At 34.9% G+C, this 19,197-nt stretch carries 13 protein-coding genes; 2 read left to right on the forward strand and 11 right to left on the reverse strand.

Translation table 11 applies throughout. From position 1 onward, the window contains the following. Window positions 1-95: 95 nt before the first annotated feature. Window positions 96-1,388: a hypothetical protein gene (locus tag QLQ95_RS11190; protein WP_482503842.1), complete on the forward strand. Its 1,293-nt coding sequence runs from the start codon at window positions 96-98 to the stop codon at window positions 1,386-1,388. A gap of 6 nt (window positions 1,389-1,394) precedes the next feature. Here QLQ95_RS11190 and QLQ95_RS11195 read toward each other — a convergent pair whose 3' ends face one another. From QLQ95_RS11195 to QLQ95_RS11205, 3 genes are all read right to left on the reverse strand, one after another. Continuing rightward, on the reverse strand, window positions 1,395-1,907 hold the full coding sequence (locus QLQ95_RS11195) for a ClbS/DfsB family four-helix bundle protein (RefSeq protein ID WP_095928025.1): 513 nt from the start codon (window positions 1,905-1,907) through the stop codon (window positions 1,395-1,397). Window positions 1,908-2,015: 108 nt separating this feature from the next. After that, window positions 2,016-4,778 (reverse strand): AsmA family protein, encoded by a 2,763-nt coding sequence (locus QLQ95_RS11200; RefSeq protein WP_482503843.1) that lies wholly within the window; start codon window positions 4,776-4,778, stop codon window positions 2,016-2,018. 52 nt (window positions 4,779-4,830) lie between these two features. Next, window positions 4,831-5,412 (reverse strand): MiaE family protein, encoded by a 582-nt coding sequence (locus QLQ95_RS11205; protein WP_095928023.1) that lies wholly within the window; start codon window positions 5,410-5,412, stop codon window positions 4,831-4,833. A 113-nt stretch (window positions 5,413-5,525) separates the two neighbouring features. On the opposite strand from QLQ95_RS11205, the gene QLQ95_RS11210 reads away from it, so the two are divergent. After that, on the forward strand, window positions 5,526-6,767 hold the full coding sequence (locus QLQ95_RS11210) for a glycosyltransferase (RefSeq protein ID WP_482503844.1): 1,242 nt from the start codon (window positions 5,526-5,528) through the stop codon (window positions 6,765-6,767). Between the two features lie 42 nt (window positions 6,768-6,809). Here the strand turns inward: QLQ95_RS11210 and QLQ95_RS11215 are convergent, their stop codons facing one another. The 8 genes from QLQ95_RS11215 to porU form a co-directional block, all read right to left on the reverse strand. Beyond that, window positions 6,810-7,688 carry a helix-turn-helix domain-containing protein gene (locus QLQ95_RS11215; RefSeq protein ID WP_320493371.1) on the reverse strand — a complete coding sequence of 293 codons (879 nt, stop codon included), beginning with the start codon at window positions 7,686-7,688 and terminating at the stop codon, window positions 6,810-6,812. Window positions 7,689-7,786: 98 nt separating this feature from the next. Next, window positions 7,787-8,317, reverse strand: coding sequence for a carboxymuconolactone decarboxylase family protein (locus QLQ95_RS11220; protein WP_379795917.1), 531 nt, complete (start codon window positions 8,315-8,317; stop codon window positions 7,787-7,789). 466 nt (window positions 8,318-8,783) lie between these two features. Next, window positions 8,784-10,631, reverse strand: coding sequence for a hydrolase/aminopeptidase (locus QLQ95_RS11225; protein WP_482503845.1), 1,848 nt, complete (start codon window positions 10,629-10,631; stop codon window positions 8,784-8,786). Window positions 10,632-10,747: 116 nt separating this feature from the next. Continuing rightward, window positions 10,748-12,382 (reverse strand): pyruvate dehydrogenase complex dihydrolipoamide acetyltransferase, encoded by a 1,635-nt coding sequence (locus QLQ95_RS11230; protein ID WP_095928019.1) that lies wholly within the window; start codon window positions 12,380-12,382, stop codon window positions 10,748-10,750. Between the two features lie 4 nt (window positions 12,383-12,386). Further along, window positions 12,387-13,385 carry a pyruvate dehydrogenase (acetyl-transferring) E1 component subunit alpha gene (pdhA, locus tag QLQ95_RS11235; protein ID WP_095928018.1) on the reverse strand — a complete coding sequence of 333 codons (999 nt, stop codon included), beginning with the start codon at window positions 13,383-13,385 and terminating at the stop codon, window positions 12,387-12,389. A gap of 159 nt (window positions 13,386-13,544) precedes the next feature. Then, a complete protein-coding gene (gene cdd, locus QLQ95_RS11240; protein ID WP_095928017.1) occupies window positions 13,545-14,027 on the reverse strand; it encodes a cytidine deaminase in 483 nt (160 codons plus the stop codon). Window positions 14,028-14,107: 80 nt separating this feature from the next. Beyond that, window positions 14,108-15,313: a type IX secretion system outer membrane channel protein PorV gene (gene porV, locus QLQ95_RS11245; RefSeq protein WP_320493367.1), complete on the reverse strand. Its 1,206-nt coding sequence runs from the start codon at window positions 15,311-15,313 to the stop codon at window positions 14,108-14,110. 41 nt (window positions 15,314-15,354) lie between these two features. Continuing rightward, window positions 15,355-19,191: a type IX secretion system sortase PorU gene (porU, locus tag QLQ95_RS11250; protein ID WP_482503847.1), complete on the reverse strand. Its 3,837-nt coding sequence runs from the start codon at window positions 19,189-19,191 to the stop codon at window positions 15,355-15,357. Between the last annotated feature and the right edge of the window lie 6 nt (window positions 19,192-19,197).

Raw genomic sequence — 19,197 nt, forward strand, 5'->3', positions numbered from 1 at the left:
AAACCCGTTCAGAAATGATCGGGTTTTTTTATTTCTATGACTTTTTTGGAAAGACTTTAAAACTTACATTTGTTAGCCTCTTTAAATAAAAAAGTTTGAAAAAGATTTTAATATTGTTTTTGTTGTGCTGTCTTGGCGCTTATGCAAATACTCCTTCGGAAAATATTGTAAGTCATTTAAGTTCTTTAAATGAAAAACAGAAAAAAACTTTATATGAATTTGAAGTTCTAAAAAGGAATGGCTTTAAAACAGATCAATTTTGGGAGGAAAACAAAAGATTGTTTCCAGAGTTTGATTCTAAAACGAGAGATGAATTAGCGCAGCAGATTTTTGAAAATTCCAAAGTAATCTACGAACCTCAAAAAAACTCCAGAGTTCAAATTTGGATGCAGACTCAATTGTTTACGAACTGGATGTTTTATTTGTCGGCCTTTATAGCTATTTGTGCGGTTATTGCGCTCTTTAAAAAATATTGGAGTTTGTGGATTGGATTTCTTCTCAAGCGTTTAGAGCCTGTTTTAAGATATTTATTTTCTCCTTTATTGTTGACTTTTGAACTTTTGATAGTAGGAGTCGCTTGTATCTTTTATGCCGTTTCTGTTGAGGATTTTGTAGTGCGAACAGTAAGTATTCATTTGGGACTATTTTTATTATGGAGTCAGTCAACGGCTTTGTTTACTAGAGAATATTGGGTTAAAAAATACGTTTTTGAGATCGGAAGTAATTTCTGGGGAAAAGATCCGTGGGAGACCATAAAAACAATATGTCTGCCAGCTGTTTTGGTTACATTGGCTCTTTGGTATGTATTGTATAAAGTTCCCACAGATATTTTTTATAACTACGAAATTGTGGTTTCAGCAATTGCTGCAATTTATGCTTTACCGTTTTGGCGTACATTGGAAAAATTTATGTATCCAATTTTATTTCCTTTTAAGAATGAAGTATATAGAGAAAGAAGTGTCAATTCTCTAGCTGCATGTACAGTTGTAGCGGTTGTTTTGACTATTGTTCTTGTGCTGCAATGGAATGCTGTTTTTTATAATGTTATTGCGGCATTCATAAGTTTGGAGATTTTTTCATTTTTAATACTGTCATTAAAAATGAATCATAAATACAGTTTTAGAAATTATTATTTTATACAATTGGTAACGTTCCTTTTTCTTGGTGCGGTTTTTCTGTATGGTTTTTATTTTGGTTTATACGAAGTGATCTGGTTTGCCATTATAGGATCAACCTTATTTGTAATAATAAAGTATATGGAAGTTTTTTCTTTTTTCTCAAATTGGAAAAGAGGAAGAGGTTGGGCTTGGAAATTATTGGGACTTGCTTTATTGTTGTGGTTGATGGGCAAAGGGATTTTGTATGTTTCTAAATTTGTCTTTTCTTAATTGAAATTATAAAATATTGTTTTCTTTTTTCCACTTGCGAATTCTGCCTCTTGCATTATTGTAAGGAGATGCCGTATTAAATTGTATCATTCTGCCTAATGTCCACTTTTCATACCAAGCGGTTTCATATAATTCTGTATTAGATTTCTCTTCAATTAAAGAAAGAATCTTTTGAACGGTATTGTTTAGTTTAGTGCATAAGGTATTAAAGTCGTCTTTTTCATAATCCTTATAGAATTTTTGTGCCAGTTTTCCCAATTCATTCCATTTGTAACCTGTTTCAGGAAAATCGACCGTTTCGTTTAGTTCTTTCTTTGTGTTCCATTTTAGCACCAATTCTCCCCATCCTATTAAATAAGAAACAAGATTGTTAATGCTCATTAATGTATCTTTTGCATGCCCCTGTAAATTTGGAATTGTGGTGGATTCTTCAGGAGTTTTAGACAACTCTTTTTTGAGCTTACTGTAATTGGTTTTGATTGCAGTTTGCAATTCTTCTTTGTTTGTCGGAATAGCCATGATTTAAGGGAGTAAAACTTTATCAAATTTATATAAAAAAACCTTTGTCAAAATTTTACACTATGACAAAGGTTGATATGTTGAGATCGAGTTTGGAATTTGAAATTTTTAATCTTCAGTATCCTTAGTTTCTTCCAAGTCTTCAGTTTTTCTTCCCACTTTTACTTTTGGATTATCCTGTGTTCCTGTTACGGTTAATGGAATTCCAAAAATACCGAAAGGAGGCAGTCCTAAACGCATTTTTAGGTTAAGTCTTCCGTCTAGGCTTGATGTTCCTTCGATTCTTGGTCTAAAGCCAGCAAACTTAAATTTAAAGCGCTCTACAGTTATAATATTGTTTTTAACGGTTGTTTTAATATCTACTTTAGAAAGATCTGGATTTTTCATAGACTCTGAATTTGTTTGTTTGCTTACAGCATTAAACATTTTCAAACCTCTCACTTTTACATCTTTTACAGAAAGTGTCCCGCCACCTACAAGAGAAGGATAGACAGGATCCATATTTGCATTTAAGCGACCTTTTAATTGATAATCTAAAGAAACAATCCCTTGTGCTTTTTCTGCAGCGCTGGCCATTTTTCTAAAAACTTCGATTTCATTATACGCTCTTTTAATATCAAAATCAGTAGCTTTTATAGCATAATCAAAATTTGCTTTTTGCGGAGTTACAGCTTGATAATTGGCGTTCATAGAAACGTTGCATCCAATTAGGTTGAAACCAGTATTTTGCATAGTTAATTTACCATTTTTTATGGTTAAATTTCCAGTTGCATTTTGCAGATTTAGTTTGTCGAAATTAACTTTTTGTGCATTTGCGAATAACTGTAAATTCAAATTGTTTGGAATGATAATAACGCCAGTTTGGGTGTTGTTTGATTGTTTGGCTTCTGTTTTTGGAGCTGGACTTTGTGTTACAGGTGTATTAGGATCTACACTCGACATAAATTCGTCAATATTGATATATCGAGAAGTAACTTTAAAAGAGCCTCTTAAAACGCCTGTATTGGTCATGGCGTAATTGAAAACATTCTGTAAATAACCATTCATTTTAAAATCAGATTGTCCGTAAGCGGCCAAGAAATTATTGAACGACATTTTATCCTGATTGATTTTGAAAATTCCTTCTTTGATAATGAATCTCTTTGGAAGATATTCAGAAGCAATTCCGATGTTTCTTAATTCAAGAGTTCCTTTATTGTTTAGTTTGCTGTAATTTCCTTTTTCGGCATCGCTTTGTTTTCCTTTCAAAGACAAATCTGCTTTTACGAAACCGTCAAGATCAAGGCCTTTTTGCGAGAAAACTTTATAAATTCTGCTCACATCCAATTCTCCTTTTGCTTTTATGTCGTAATTTAAATCGTCAAAATTGCTTAAATAAGCTTGCACAAAAACCGGTTTTCCTTCAAAAGTAAATTGAGTTGGGGTTAAGTTTATTTTTAAATCCTCAAAAGTTCCTTTTTGGTTTTCGATTTTAGACTTAATAGTGATGTTTGTAATCGGATTTGGGTAATACGGTGTTTTTAAATAACCATTTTCTAAATTAATGATTCCGTTTGTAACAGGAAAACGCTTGTTTTTTTGATCGAATACTCCGTTTGCTTTTACATCTCCAGCCAAAGCTCCTTTTAGCTCAATATCAGGAATTCCGAGTGCTTTGGTTAGTTTTTCAAGATCAATTTTAGCTTTGAAATCGGCGTTAATTTCGGGTGTGTTTATTCCTTTAACCAAAAATGTAGATTTTAAATAATCCTGATTAATGTTCAAGGAAAGGTTTTTTGCATCGACAATAACCAGATCCGGATTTAAAGACGGAACTTTAGTTTTGATGTCTAAATTTAAGTTTGAAACAGGGAATGCGCTTTTGTTATAATTGACAAAACCGTCATTTATCTTTACATCTAAGTTCAAATCTGGAGCAATATTTTCCGAAGCAATATACTTTCCTTTTAAGGTCAGTAAAAGATTCGTATTTCCTTTCAATTCGGTTTTAGAAAGCCAAGTAATGTATTTTGGAGGAAAAGCGGTAAAAACATCATATAGATTGCTATTGTCAGATTTAATAACAAAATCCATGTTGTAACCATCTTTCAAAATGTCAAATTTTCCTTTAAAGTCCACCAGAAGCTGATTGATTTTAAGGTTGTTTTGTTGGAAAAAGAAAGAAAGCGAGTTGATGTTGACTTTTGTGATCAAATCAGCATCAATTTTTTTGTTCATTAAATATGGTTCGTCTTCATAAACGATATTCAATTTCTCGATTTTAGCTTTCGAATACAAATCAAAAACGGCTTTATTCAAATCTCCTTTTCCTAAATAATTAAATCCGTAAGCATCAAAATGGACTTTTGTCGACTTATCGTCGTAAATAATTTTACTATTCAAAATCTCAATTCGCTCTAGTTTTAAGGCAGTGTCGGAGCTGTCTTTTGGTTGCGAAGCCTGTTCTTGAGATTTATAAATGTTGTAATTGGCTTCTCCATTTGGATTCACTTTTACATTTATAAAAGAATCGGATAAATAGATCTGGTCAATTTTTACCGATTTGCTGAAAATAAGACTCGCTACATTGATTCCAAAAGAAACCTCTTTTGCAGTGATAAATTTTTCGTTTGTATATGGAGCTGAACCATTTAAACTTAAATTATCTAAAGTTAAAGTAAGAGAAGGAAAATGGCGGAAGAATGAGACAGAAACGTCAGAATAATTTAGTTCTGCGCTTAATCTTTCATTAGCTGTTTTCTTTATTTGCTCTTTTATTTGATCCTCAAAGACGATAGGCGTTAAAAATAATAATCCTATAATAACCGCGAAAGTTATTCCGAAATACTTCGCAATTTTAAAAACGATTGATCTGGATTTACTTTTCTGCATAGCGAATAGTGGTGTTTAAATATGAAAATAGAGTAATAAAAAAGAGCGTAATTTATCCGTGAACGGTTTCGTTTTTACCATAATTAGTAATAATCGAACCTTCATATTCAATCCATTCTTTCCAGCGTTTATCGATATCAATATTATCTTGATATTTTCTGGCAAATCCTAAAAATGTAGTGTAATGGCCAGCTTCAGAGATCATTAAATCGCGGTAGAATTTTGCTAATTCTTCATCTTTAATGTTTTCAGAAAGTACTTTAAAGCGTTCGCAACTTCTAGCTTCGATCATTGCAGAAAACAATAATCGATCACAAAGTGCATCTCTACGGCTACCATCTTTTTTCATGAATTTAAAAAGTACATTTACGTAATGATCTTTTCTTTCGCGGCCTAAAGCAAGTCCGCGTTGCTTTATAATGTTATGAACCATCTGAAAATGTTCCAGTTCTTCTCTTGCAATTTCAAGCATTTCGGTTACCAATTCTTCGAGTTCAGAGTTGTAAGTAACTATACTAATCGCATTTGAAGCCGCTTTTTGTTCGCACCAGGCATGATCCGTTAAAATTTCTTCGATATTTGACTCAACGATATTTACCCAGCGAGGGTCTGTAGCTAATTTTAATCCCAACATAATTTCCGACCATTTAGATTTTGCAAAATTAGTGTTTTTTTACGACCGAATTTCAGGAAATTGGGTGCAAATCCGCGGAAAATAGTATTATTTTGTAATATGAAACAAAGATTATGAATCAAATCAAAAAACTTTTAATTATAGGGTTTGTCTGGCCCGAGCCAAAGTCTTCTGCAGCAGGTGGAAGAATGATGCAATTGATTTCTATTTTCAAAGAAAATGGATTCGAAATTACTTTTGCAAGTGCGGCTCAGGATAGTAATTTTATGGTTGATTTGTCTGAGTTTGGAGTAATAAAAAAGAACATCGAGCTCAATTCTTCCACTTTTGATGATTTTATCTTGGAATTAAATCCAGATGTTGTCTTGTTTGATCGCTTTATGATTGAAGAACAATTTGGGTGGCGCGTAATTGAAAAGTGCCCAAAAGCGATTAGAATTTTAGACACAGAAGATGTGCATTGTTTAAGAACGGCGAGGCAAAAAGCTTTCAAGGAAAATCGCATTTTTGAAATCCAAGATTTGTTATCTGAAGAAGTGGCAAAACGAGAAATTGCCAGTATTTTAAGATGTGATCTGTCTTTGATTATTTCTGAATTCGAAATGAATATTCTAAAAGATGTTTTCAAAATTAATGAAGACTTATTTTTTTATCTTCCTTTTTTGGTGGATGAAATGAAAGAAGAAGAACTTTTGAAATTGCCTTCTTTTGATGAACGAAAAAATTTCATTTTCATTGGAAACTTTCTTCATGAACCAAATTGGAATACCGTTCAATATTTGAAAGAAGCAATCTGGCCTTCTATAAAAAGAGATTTTCCAGAAGCCATTTTGGAAGTTTACGGAGCATATCCCTCACAAAAAGTACTGCAATTGCATCAGCCAAAAAATGGTTTTTATATAATGGGAAGGGCTGAAGATGCCAATGAAGTTGTGAAAAAAGCTAGAGTAGTTCTAGCGCCAATTCGTTTTGGTGCGGGTTTAAAAGGTAAACTTTTAGAAGCCATGCAATGTGGAACGCCAAGTGCGACAACGTCAATTGGTTCTGAAGCAATGCATGAAAATTTGCCTTGGAATGGTTTTATTGAAGATGATTCGGTTGAGTTTGCAAAAAAAGCAATTGCACTTTATCAAGACGAAAATCTTTGGAAACAATCTCAAAAAAACGGAATCGAAATCATTAATAAATGCTATCAGAAAGGCACTTATTCAAGTCAATTGATTTCATTGATAAATTCACTTTTAATAGATTCTAAAAGCCATCGTCTTCATAATTTCATGGGAAATCTGCTCCAGCATCACGCTTATACAAGTACGAGATACATGTCTAAATGGATAGAAGCGAAAAATAAGTAATTAGTAACAGTTTTACAGTAATCAGCAAACTGCGGCTCTAAACTAAGCATCCATTTTTCCAAAACCTACCGTTTCGCGATAAATTTGTGGGGAAACATCGGCATTAGTTTTAAAGAAACGACTGAAATAATGTTCATCATCATAACCTAATTCGTATGCAATTTCTTTGACCGTTTTGTTGGTCATGTATAATTCCCTTTTGGCTTCAATGATGATTCTTTCCGAAATTAAATCTGTTAAGGTTTTATTGAAATAATTCTTAGATAATTTTGCCAAGGCTTTTGGAGAAATGTTCAATAATTCAGCATAGTTTCCAGCAGAATGTTTCGTTTTAAAATTCAGTTCAATGGCATCTTTTAAGTTTTGGAGAATTACGGGTTCTTTAGAATCTGGAACCGATTTCATTTCTTCCAATTGTTCTGTTTTTAATCTTGAAGCGGTAATTAGAAATATTTTCAAATAAGAAATCAATAATTCATACTGCGCCAATTCTGCATTTTGAATTTCAGCTTTCATCTGATCAATTACCATATTAAAAGTTTGTGAAGCTTGTTCTGTAACCTGAACATACGGAGGCTGATAAATATTATTGAATAAAACGCCATTGCAAGAAACTTCTTTTTGATGCATGTGAATGCAATAGAAATCAGAATGAAAATGGATTGCGATTCCTTCAATTGGTTCGCTTACACAAAGCATAAAAGGCTGGTAAGGCGAAAAGGCGAGAAGTGAATTTTCTTCAAAATGATGTTCTGCAAAATCGGCTTTTACTTTGCCTTTTCCTTTGGTTACCCAAATTAAAGAGTAATAATTGTTTCGCTGCAAATGATCAAAATAGCTGTTGTCTTCAAAAGGAAGGATTTTAAAGGCCAAATTTCCATTCTGCGGATTTATTAAAGTGAAAACATTTTGAGCGCTCATATTCGGTCTTGTTTTTGAAAATATAAAGATAGTTATGAAATAAATTCACAACTATCTTTATAAATTGTTTTTTGTTATAGTGAATGTGCAAATCTTGATTAAACTGCTGGAAAATCAATTTCGGTATTTGCTACATTGTTAAAGTAGTTTGTCAATACATTCAAAGCTACATGAGCGATAGTTTCTGCAATTTCAGCATCAGAAACTCCTGCGTTTTTAGCTTTGTTTACATCTTCGTCATTTACTAGACCGCCTTTGCTGATTAGTGTTTTAGCCAATTGTAAAATCGCTTCTGTTTTCGCATCATCAGAATTTCCAGATCTTGCTGCTTTTAAAACTGCTGGATCTGCTTTTACCAATTTTTCTCCAATAAAGGTGTGAGCTGCTAAACAATAATCGCAAGAGTTGCTTTCTGAAACCGCCAATGCAATTAATTCACCTGTTTTTGCGCTTAATTTTCCGTGGCTTAATGCACCGCTCAAATTCAAATATCCTTCCAAAACGGCTGGAGAATTTCCCATTGTTCTCATCATGTTTGGAACAACGCCTAATTTTGCCTGAACTGCGTTGAATAAATCTTTAGTTTTTCCTGTTACTTCTTCTGGGTTTAAAGCTGTTAATCGTGTCATTTTATTTAATATTTAATTGCTATTATTTGTTGTTGTCTTTTGACATTACAAAGTTGCGACGATTACAGATTTTAAAACATGGAGAATGTACGCTATGTGATGGATAATTTTTCCCAGTGGTTTTCAGGAGCTAATCCCGCTATCCGTTGCAATCTTTTGTGCCGAACCCCGGTACAAAAGGATTTTCACTTCTATCGGGGCTAGAACACTCATTTTCATAAGATTGTTTTCGTTTATTTATCATCCTGATGAAGGAAGGATCGCACTAGAAATTCTGCAAACAATTAACACAATCTTGTCATTTCGACGAAGGAGAAATCTTCGCGAGTAACTCCGCAATGAGAATCCAATCTTTGTCGAGCTTCTTGTGAAGATTTCTCCTTCGTCGAAATGACAAATAAGGCGTAAAAAAAAAGTGGCTATTCCTAAAGAACAGCCACTTTTTAGAGTTATAATCTTGAAAAAATTATTTCAAAACACCTTCAGCATCCTGAATTGTAGTTGCATGATAGCCAGATTTAGCTTTGTCAAATACTTGTTTAGCCCAAATTTTTCCTTCTGGAGTTTTAACCATTTCTTTATAAAGCATCATAATAGAGCCAGTTCTGCTGCTTCCAATTAGGAATTGTTCAATTGCAGGATTTGTTGCTTTATATTGATGACGAATTGCCTGAACAAACCATTGGCGTTTAATGATGAAATTACCGCCTTTAGTAAAGTTGAATTCTTTATCAATTGCTTCCATTTCTTTTGCAGTAATATCAACAGGAAGATGATCAATAAAATGCTGTTTTTCTGCTGTAGTTGTGATTTTTTTGCTTAAACCTGCAACGCCAGTTTCTCTCCAGCTTTTTTGAATAGCATCAATGGCATCAAAATCTGCAGAACTTACAGGAAGAATGTTTGACGGAATTCCTGGTTTGTAAATCCAGTTGTCTAATTGGATTTTATCTGCTAAAGCTTTGTCGCCTTTAATAAGGTTTTCGTTGATGTATTTAACGAAATCTTCTGTTGTAATAGATTGAAAAGCGTGAGAATCAAAATAATTTTTAATAAACGGATCGAATTTTTCACGCCCGACAGCATTTTCAATAACTCTTAAAAAAGCATATCCTTTTACGTAAGGAATCATACTGATACCTTCATCAGGGTTTCTTCCTGTCAAGCTAACTTTTAATCTTGTGTCTGGATTTGTATCTCCATATTCGGCAACATTATCAACCAATTCTTTATTGGTGATAACATTCTGCATGTCAAATTCTTTCTTCCCGAAGATTGCTTCTCCAATTCTATGCTCAACATAAGTAGTAAAACCTTCGTTTAACCAAATATCATCCCAAGTTGCGTTTGTAACTAAGTTTCCGCTCCAGCTGTGTCCCAATTCGTGTGCTAGTAAACTCGTAAGAGAACGATCTCCAGCAATTACTCCCGGAGTTAAGAAAGTCAAGTTTGGATTTTCCATTCCGCCATAAGGGAAACTTGGAGGTAAAACTAGAACATCGTAACGTCCCCAGCGGTATGGTCCGTATAGTTTTTCGGCAGCATTTACCATTTTTCCTAATTCAGCAAATTCATAAGCAGCGCTTTTTAGAACAGATGGTTCTGCGTAAACTCCAGTTCTGTTGTCGATGGCTTGAAAATCAATATCTCCAACGGCAATTGCCATTAAATAAGAAGGAATTGCTTTGTCTTGTTTGAAAGTATAAACTCCGGTATCATTTTTCTTCTGCGGATTTACAGCGCTCATTACGGCTAATAAATCTTTAGGAACCGTAACTTTTGCATTGTAAGTAAAACGAATTCCAGGTGAATCTTGACACGGAATCCATGTGCGTGACCAAACACTTTCGCCTTGAGAGAAAACAAAAGGTTTCTTTTTGTCTGCAGTTTGTTCTGGTTTTAACCATTGCAATGCCACAGCATCTTTAGTGGTGTTGTAGTAAATATTTACTTTGGTTGTATTGGGTTCGATTGTAATATGAAGCGGTTTTCCGTGAAATTCAGTGGCTGCCCCAAGTTCGAATTTGGTTTCTTTTTCGTCATCGCCTAAAGTTACTTTTGTGATGTCTAAAGTGTTTTCGTCGAAAATAATTTCGTTCCCTTTGCAGATGTTATCAATTGTCCAAGATGCTTTTCCTGAAATTGTCTGTGTATCAAAATCAACTTTAATATCAAGATCAAGATGTTTTACAACAGCAAGTTCTGGTTTAGAATAACTGTGTTCGTCTACAACGTTGGTTGGTTTTTCTGTTTGCTCTTTTTTCTGGCAGGCAATTGCTGTCAGAAATAAAGTAACAAGAATTAGTTTCTTCATTTTGTGAGGTTTTGAATTTGAGGATGAAAATTAAACAAAAAATCCCGTCCCGAAAAACTTCGGGACGGGATTTTATTATGGATACCTTCGACTTCGCTCAGGCTGGCAATTTGAAATTATGCCAACATTGTAACTGGGCTTTCGATGTATTGTTTTAATGTTTGTAAGAACTGAGCTCCAGTTGCACCGTCAATTGTTCTGTGGTCACATGCTAATGATAACATCATTGTGTTTCCAACTACGATTTGACCGTTTTTAACTACTGGTTTCTCAACAATTGCACCTACAGAAAGGATAGCAGAGTTTGGTTGGTTGATAATTGAATTGAATTCAGTAATACCAAACATTCCAAGGTTAGATACTGTAAAAGTACTTCCTTCCATTTCTTGTGGTCCTAATTTTTTGTTTTTAGCTCTTCCAGCAAGATCTCTTACAGAACCGCCAATTTGAGATAAACTCATAGCATCTGTAAATTTCAATACAGGAACTACTAATCCGTCTTCAACTGCTACAGCAACACCAATGTTTACGTGGTGGTTGATGATGATAGCATCTTCTTTCCACTGAGAGTTGATTTTTGGATGTTTTTTCAATGCTAAAGCACAAGCTTTGATTACCATATCGTTGAAAGATACTTTTGTATCTGGAACGCTATTGATAGCAGCTCTTGCTTGCATTGCTTCGTCCATACTTACTTCGATCACTAAGTTGTAGTGAGGCGCAGTAAATAAAGATTCTGCCAAACGTTTTGCAATGATTTTACGCATTTGAGAATTTTTGATCTCTTCTGTGTAAACTTCTCCAGCAGGAACAAAAACTTTTGGTGCAGCAGGAGCAGACGCTTCTTGTTTAGCAGCAGGTGCAGAAGCAGTTTGCGCTTGAGCAGATGGAGTAAAGTTCTCGATATCGCTTTTCACGATACGTCCGTTTTCTCCAGAACCTTTAACTTGAGATAATTGGATTCCTTTGTCAGAAGCAATTTTCTTAGCTAATGGTGAAGCTAAAATTCTTCCTCCGTTTGAAGTTTCAGCAGCAGCTTCAGGTGCTTTTTCAGCAGCAGGAGCAGCTTTTTCTTCTGCAGCAGGAGCACTTGCAGTTGCAGCGCCTCCAGCAGTAAAGTTATCAGCAACTCCAGAAATATCAGTTCCTGCAGGTCCAATGATCGCTAATAAGCTGTCAACAGGAGCAGTGTTTCCTTCTTGAATTCCGATATATAATAATGTACCAGCATTGAAAGACTCAAACTCCATAGTAGCTTTGTCTGTTTCAATTTCTGCTAAAATATCTCCTTCAGCTACAGTATCGCCAACTTTTTTCAACCAAGTTGCTACAGTACCTTCAGTCATTGTATCACTCAAACGTGGCATAGTTACAACTATAACACCTTTTGGTAATTCAGCAGCTTTTGCAGGAGCAGCAGTTTCAGTTTTTGCTTCAGCAGCAGGAGCATCCGCTTTTGGAGCTTCAGCAGCAGGAGCATCACCACCAGCTAAAAGAGCAGATATATCTTCTCCCTCTTTACCAATGATAGCTAATAATGAATCAACTGGAGCAGTTTCTCCAGCTTGAATTCCGATATGTAAAAGAGTTCCTTCGTTAAAAGATTCGAACTCCATTGTTGCTTTGTCTGTTTCGATTTCAGCTAAGATATCACCTTCGCTTACTTTGTCGCCTACTTTTTTAAGCCAAGTTGCTACCGTTCCTTCAGTCATAGTATCGCTCAAACGAGGCATTGTTACTTTAATCGCCATGATATTATAATTTATGAGGTGTAAATGGATAGTCTTCTTGTGCGTATACTACATCGTATAATTGTTGTAAGTCTGGGTATGGAGATTCTTCAGCGAATTTCGCACACTCTTCAACTAAGTCTTTAACTCTTTGGTCAATTACTTCAATTTCTTCTTGTGTAGCATATTTTTGATCCAAGATTACGTCAAGAACTTGAGTAATTGGGTCGATTTTTTTATACTCTTCAACCTCTTCTTTAGAACGGTATAATTGAGCATCAGACATAGAATGTCCTCTGTAACGGTACGTTTTCATTTCAAGGAAAGTTGGTCCATCTCCGCGACGTGCTCTTTCGATAGCTTCGTGCATTGCTTCAGCAACTTTTACAGGGTTCATTCCGTCAACAGGTCCGCAAGGCATTTCATAACCTAAACCTAATTTCCAGATGTCAGTGTGGTTTGCAGTTCTTTCTACAGAAGTTCCCATTGCGTAACCATTGTTTTCAACGATAAATACAACTGGAAGTTTCCATAACATAGCCATGTTAAAAGCTTCGTGAAGAGAACCTTGTCTAGCAGCACCATCACCAAAGTAAGTCATAGTAACACCGCCAGTGTTGAAATATTTGTCTGCAAAAGCAATACCAGCTCCCACAGGAATTTGAGCACCTACGATTCCGTGTCCTCCGTAAAAACCATGTTCTTTAGAGAAAATGTGCATAGAACCTCCCATACCTTTAGAAGTTCCTGTTGCTTTTCCTAAAAGTTCTGCCATTACGTTTCTAGGATCAACTCCCATACCAATTGGCTGAACGTGGTTTCTGTAAGCAGTAATCATTTTATCTTTGGTCAAATCCATAGCGTGCAGTGCGCCAGCTAATACAGCTTCTTGACCATTATATAGGTGTAGAAAACCTCTAACTTTTTGTTGAATGTATAATGCTGCAAGTTTGTCTTCAAACTTTCTCCAAAGTAGCATGTCCTCATACCACTTTAAATATACCTCTTTTGTAACTTCTTTCATCTGAATTCTTTCTTTTGCTAAAGTTGTTTGTGTTATCGATTATTGTGCCTGTAACGCAAAATAGTTTCCTCCCACAAATTTGCGCCCGAAAGGTCGGGATGCAAAAATAAGACATTACATTTAAGAACTAAAATTAAAACGATACTTTTTGGCTTTTTTTTACAAGAACTTTTTGTCGAACATCAATGGGAGTAAATTTTTTAGGGATGATGATTTATAAATTTCACCAATTTCTCCCATAAAATAGATTTCAATAGGGGTGTCTTGTTTTATTTCGTATTCTGCTATTGATTGTCGACAAGATCCACAAGGCGGAATAGGGGCAGTGGTCTGATTGATGTCTGAAGCTGCTGTAATTGCCATTTTTAAGATTTTTGCTTCTGGATACGTACTTCCTGCGTAAAAAATCGCAGTTCTTTCTGCACAAAGTCCAGACGGATAAGCGGCATTTTCTTGATTAGAACCTAAAATAACTTTTCCGTTATCTAAAAGCAAAGCGGCTCCAACTTTAAATTTTGAATAGGGTGCATAAGCTTTTTTTCTAACCTCAATAGCTTGATGCATTAAATCCTGAATTTCAGTTGGAAGTTCATTTAGGGTATCAAATATGGTAAATGACGTTGTTATATTGATTTCTTTCATCTGTTTTTAAGGGAAAAAAAATCCAAATTCCTAAAATGCCGGAATTTGGATTGAATTATTTTTATTTTAAACTTTCTCTATTAATACGTTTCGTATTTGTCTCCAAAGTTAAACGTTAAAGAGAAACGAAGTGTGTTTTCTAAAGGATTTTTTATTTTAGATGCTGAGAATAAGTACGACACATCGATTTTCATAATGTTGTATTTGAATCCTGCTCCTAAAGAGAAAAATTGTTTAGCACCTTTTTCTGGGCTTTCATGGTAATATCCTAAACGCATTGCAAAAGCATCTTGATACATATACTCTGCAGCTACGCTATACGTTACTTCTTTTATTTCTTCTTTAAATCCGCCTGGTGCATCTCCAAAAGACTTAAAGATTCCTTGAAACCAGCCAATGTCGTTATAATTTTTATAACCAATGTCTGTTGCTTCTTGTTGAGAAATATCTTCTGGATCGTCAAAATCACCATCGCCGTTTACGTCTACAGGTGTTCCAATTCCTGGAGGAGTCGGAACTAAAAGTTTAGTAAGCTCAGCACTTAAAGTAAGTTTGTTGTAATCATCAAAGATAAAATCAAATCCTCCTCCTAATCTTAAATTTGCAGGTAAGAAGTTTGTGCTTACGTCGTCATTATCATAGCTGATTTTTGGTCCCATGTTTTGGAAGTTAACACCGGCTCTCCATCTACCATTGAAATCTTGATAAGCAATTTCTTCAGATTGGTAAAAAGCTGCCACATCAACAGCAAAAGATCTTGCAGATGTAGCATCAACTTCTTCTGAAGCAACTTTTAAGTTTGAACTGATGAAACGTCCGGCAACAGCCATCGAGAATTTCTCGCTTAATTTTAATGAATAAGATCCGTCTAAGGCAAATTCGTTTGGATTTACTTCTCTTACGGCCTCATTTGGGTCTCCAGTGTATCTTAATTCGATTCCTCCAAAACCAAAATAGCGAAAACTTCCTGCAAAGGCGCTTTTTTCGTTGATTTTGTTGTAGTACGTAATCTGGCCTAATGAGATATCATTGGCAAGATCTGTTAAATAAGGAGTGTAACTGATAGAAAGCCCTTGTGCATCTTCAGAAAATGCATACTTAGCAGGGTTCCATTGTTGAGAGAAAACGTCTGCAGAAGTGGCGACACCTTGATCTGCCAAACCTGCTGCTCTAGCATCAGCAGCGACTAATAAAAAAGGTACTCCGGTAACAATAGGTCTTGATTCCTGAGCCCTAGAATTGTAAATGCTAAAAATACAAATTAATAAAAGTGATAGTTTTTTCATTTATGGGACTAATGTTTTTGGTGGTGCAAATATATATAATATTATAGGATGACAAGCTTTTCGTATTTTTCTGCTTTTTTATTTGTTAAATTAGATTTTACAGTCAGTTTGTAAATATACACTCCTTTTCCGATTTTGTCACCAAAATCGTCTCTTCCGTCCCATGTTATTTCTCTAGATAAAAAACCTTCTGTTGTAATCGTTTGATTTTTTGTCCAAACTACTTTTCCAGTAATAGTCATTACTTGTACTTGTACGTCTAATGGTTCATAGGGCCTATTGTGTGAAAACCAGAATTGGGTATAAGTTGAAAATGGATTTGGATAATTAAGAACGTGTGATAGTGTCAAGGAATCGTCTCCTACCACTGTAAATTGGATTTCACTCGTTACGGGATTATTGTAAACATCCCAAGCGGTAAAGCTTATAGTGTGCAGTCCAGGGGCTAAATTTCGGAAAGGAAAACGTAAATTTCCATTAGTGTAATCGTCTAATTTTGTTTGGTAATAATCATTCAAAATATAAGGATTACTCACATCTCCGTCTAAAATAGCGACAATATCATGTCCGATTCCACTTGCTGTATTAATTCCGTTTTCATCTTCTAAAAAAGCCAAAAGAAAAGGCGATTCATTCGTTATTCCACCAGATACAAAAGTTTCGTCGTTCATATATAACTTCACTTTTGGACTTATATTGTCCTGAGGTGCATTTTCGTTAATTCCTCCAATTTTGATCGTATTGTTGTATCCTGTTTGGTTTTCTAGCGATTCGTTTTTCTTTGAATAAAAACTGATTCTGCCGTTGTCAACAGGAATTCTAATGTCTCTAGGGACAACAAAACTAAATTCGAATTGTCCGTTGGTAACAGATGCATTTCCTCTAAAAATGGTTTCTCCCAAAGTTTTAAACTGCATTGGAGGGCTAAATCCGTCGTTGTTTAAAGTGGTGTTTGTGATTAATTTATCGAAAATTGCCGTTGCCAATTCTCCGTTATAATTGCTTAAAAGCGTATTGTTTTCGTCTGTGATTTCTCCTGAAATTTTAATTTTTGACAATGATTTTAAATCAGGAATTGCCTGCGAAATCACAATATCATTTACTTTAGTTAAATTAATTCGTGGTTTTGCAATAGCAAGCATCAAAGCAGGGTCTCCTAAATAAAAGACCACATTGCTGGAAGAGCTTGGGTTTTCGTTTTTGGATATTCTTAAAGACTCTGCAATAGTGTTGTATTGATTTGAGCCATAAGAAAGAAGGTTTTTGCTGAGTGTTCTATTGAATTCTTCTGCGTTTGCCTGCCCGATTTCGCGAATGGTTGTCAGCATTGAAATAGCTCCTCCTTTTGGATTCCAGAAAACATATTCGCCAGCAGTTGGTCTCGTCGGATCGTCAAAACGAGAAAATTCGCAGGTAATGGTAATAAATAAAGGGTATTTGTATTGATTGGTCAAGTTTTGCCCATCCGATTTCTCCCAGATTCTTTCGCTTGCCAGACCGTCCTCTCCACCATGACCTAAATAGTTAAATATTAAAGCACCTTTTTCAAAAGCATTAAAAAAGTCGGTTCTTGCTTTAGGATATCGCGCTCCACCCGCAGAAGCTTCTTGTGTGTAAGCGTCTAAGAATATTTTATCGATATTAAAAAAAGGCTTTTCTGTTGCAATTTGATCTGCAAGAGAATTTTGGTTTGCTTGTAACGTCTGATCGCCAGCTTTGTCTGAATCGTCGCTAATTAAAACCACATTATTTCTCCAATTCCCGTATGATTTTGTGTCATAATATTCAAAGACTTTGTTCACCATTTCCTGTGCTTGGGCATTATCTGAAACTAGCATTCTTCCTACGGCTATGTCTATTCCTGCAAGAGACGGAATAATAATTCCTTCGTTAGGGTCCATTAATCCGTAAAAATCATCAGAAGCAAATGAAGATTCTCCGACTGTATTGCTTATTAGAGATTGATATATAGGTACAATATTGGTGTTGTTTGAGATACGATCTTTATAATCAAACGAAGCGTCTCCAAATAAGTTTACGTAACGTAATCTTTTTTCTGGAGAAGAAGCATTATTGTAAATATATCTGATACAATTTCGAATAGCGGCAATATCTTGTTTGCCAGAAGAAAATTCTTGATAGATATTTTCTAAGGCAATCACTTTTACATTTAAATTGGAATTGGTTCTGTGAAAACTTGCCAATCTTTCGGCCTGTGACGCTAATGCCTTTGGAGTTATAATTACATAGTCAATATCTTGAAAAGAACTTTGATTGTTTCTGAAAATCGTCCCTTTTAAATTCTGGTTGGCAACTTTTGACTGATTTTCTTTTAATGGAGTATAATAATCAGAAGCATCTATTGCGATATATTTTCTAACTTCTCCCAAATTGGCCTTAAAGCTAAAAGAGGTTTGATTGGCATTTTCGATTTTATATACATTATATAGGTCAGTAACGTCCCAGATTTGTGTTATTCCAGATGCGTTTCCGATGGTGTAATTGACAATTCCTGCTTTAGAGCCAGCATCATTGTATTGAAAATGAAATTGTTTGCCTGTTCCTAAAAGTTTTCGTTTGGCAGTAAGATTGATATAATCTAAATAGCCTTTAGATCCCGGAACACCATTATTATTATAGGTAAGCTTTATTTTGATATTGTCTGTTCCAGTAAATTCGGTATTAGCTGGAAGTTTTCCCGTCCTATATTTAGTGTCAGAGTTTGCAATTAAAGCAGGAAAGCTTATAGATCCCGCATTTTGTGTGTTTGCAGCTATTGAAAAAGAAGTGTTGGTTAAAGACGCAGATGCTGCACTTACTTCTATTTTTACAGGCACAGTGGTATCAAGGTTTGGAAAAGTAAAAGAAAATTCCTGTTCCTGATTAATATCAAACGATTCGCCGACCCATTGACGACCAAGATGGACAATGTTGGTTTGGTCGATTTCATGATATTGATAGTCATCAAACGTGTTTAGCTCTAAGGTGCTATTTCCTGAAGGCTGATTTAAGTTTGGAATTCTTTTTCCGTCTCCGCCAGAAGCTGTAATATAATAATAGGACTTGGTGTCGTATAAATTTAAGTTAGTTTGGTTTTCAGAACTCCAATTGTCGGGGCCTTCGGCATAAAAAAGAATGTAATCTTCATTGTTAAAAACGCCATCATTTTCACCTATTACCTGTATAGTGTTTTCTGTTAAATCATCAGGATAATAACTGTCATTAGGAAGAGGTAACATTCTTCCGCCATTTCCATAGATTTTAATTTTTCTCGGGTCAGCTTTAGAAGCGTCAAATCCTAGGCTTTGTAAAAAAGATCGGTTTATTCTGTAAACACCAGATTTCTGAATATAAAAGCGATACCAATCTCCAGATGCTAAGACCGAATTTGAAATTGCTGCCGATTTTTGAAAGGAAGAAGTAGACGCCGTTCGTCCTGTTGTGTTACTAATAAAGTAAGAAAAAGATTTGATGCGTTTGTAGCTGTTTCCTTCCTTAATTATAGGAGATAAGGAGAGAAAAGTATATCTTATGTCTCTTGCATTGGTCACTATTAAGGATTCATTTGGTTTTTCTGGAATGTTTTCAAGTGTTAAATCTCCTAAATCTGCTCTAGAAACCGACTCATAAATGACATTACTAATTTGTGCCGAACTACTGCCTGAAGCGTTAGGTTGATTCAGATTTTGCAGGAACATTATGTTTTTTTTTGTAGTGTCGAAGCGAAAACTACTTCCTGAGAAGAATGGAATTGTAATTTTATTTTCGCCATAATTTACCTCTTTTTTGTTTTGCCAATCTATCGTTATACTCCCATTTATCTGGGAAAACGAAAGAATTGGGATCAGTAAAAGAGAGATAAGAATTGCTTGTTTCATGAGTTA

It is taken from the genome of Flavobacterium sp. B330r (genome assembly GCF_056824325.1).

Coding starts and splice junctions, on each gene's coding strand:
- QLQ95_RS11195 (WP_095928025.1), bottom strand. CDS start 1,907: ATGGCTATTCCGACAAACAAAGAAGAATTGCAAACTGCAATCAAAACC.
- QLQ95_RS11200 (WP_482503843.1), bottom strand. CDS start 4,778: ATGCAGAAAAGTAAATCCAGATCAATCGTTTTTAAAATTGCGAAGTAT.
- QLQ95_RS11205 (WP_095928023.1), bottom strand. CDS start 5,412: ATGTTGGGATTAAAATTAGCTACAGACCCTCGCTGGGTAAATATCGTT.
- QLQ95_RS11210 (WP_482503844.1), top strand. CDS start 5,526: ATGAATCAAATCAAAAAACTTTTAATTATAGGGTTTGTCTGGCCCGAG.
- QLQ95_RS11215 (WP_320493371.1), bottom strand. CDS start 7,688: ATGAGCGCTCAAAATGTTTTCACTTTAATAAATCCGCAGAATGGAAAT.
- QLQ95_RS11220 (WP_379795917.1), bottom strand. CDS start 8,317: ATGACACGATTAACAGCTTTAAACCCAGAAGAAGTAACAGGAAAAACT.
- QLQ95_RS11225 (WP_482503845.1), bottom strand. CDS start 10,631: ATGAAGAAACTAATTCTTGTTACTTTATTTCTGACAGCAATTGCCTGC.
- QLQ95_RS11230 (WP_095928019.1), bottom strand. CDS start 12,382: ATGGCGATTAAAGTAACAATGCCTCGTTTGAGCGATACTATGACTGAA.
- pdhA (WP_095928018.1), bottom strand. CDS start 13,385: ATGAAAGAAGTTACAAAAGAGGTATATTTAAAGTGGTATGAGGACATG.
- cdd (WP_095928017.1), bottom strand. CDS start 14,027: ATGAAAGAAATCAATATAACAACGTCATTTACCATATTTGATACCCTA.
- porV (WP_320493367.1), bottom strand. CDS start 15,313: ATGAAAAAACTATCACTTTTATTAATTTGTATTTTTAGCATTTACAAT.
- porU (WP_482503847.1), bottom strand. CDS start 19,191: ATGAAACAAGCAATTCTTATCTCTCTTTTACTGATCCCAATTCTTTCG.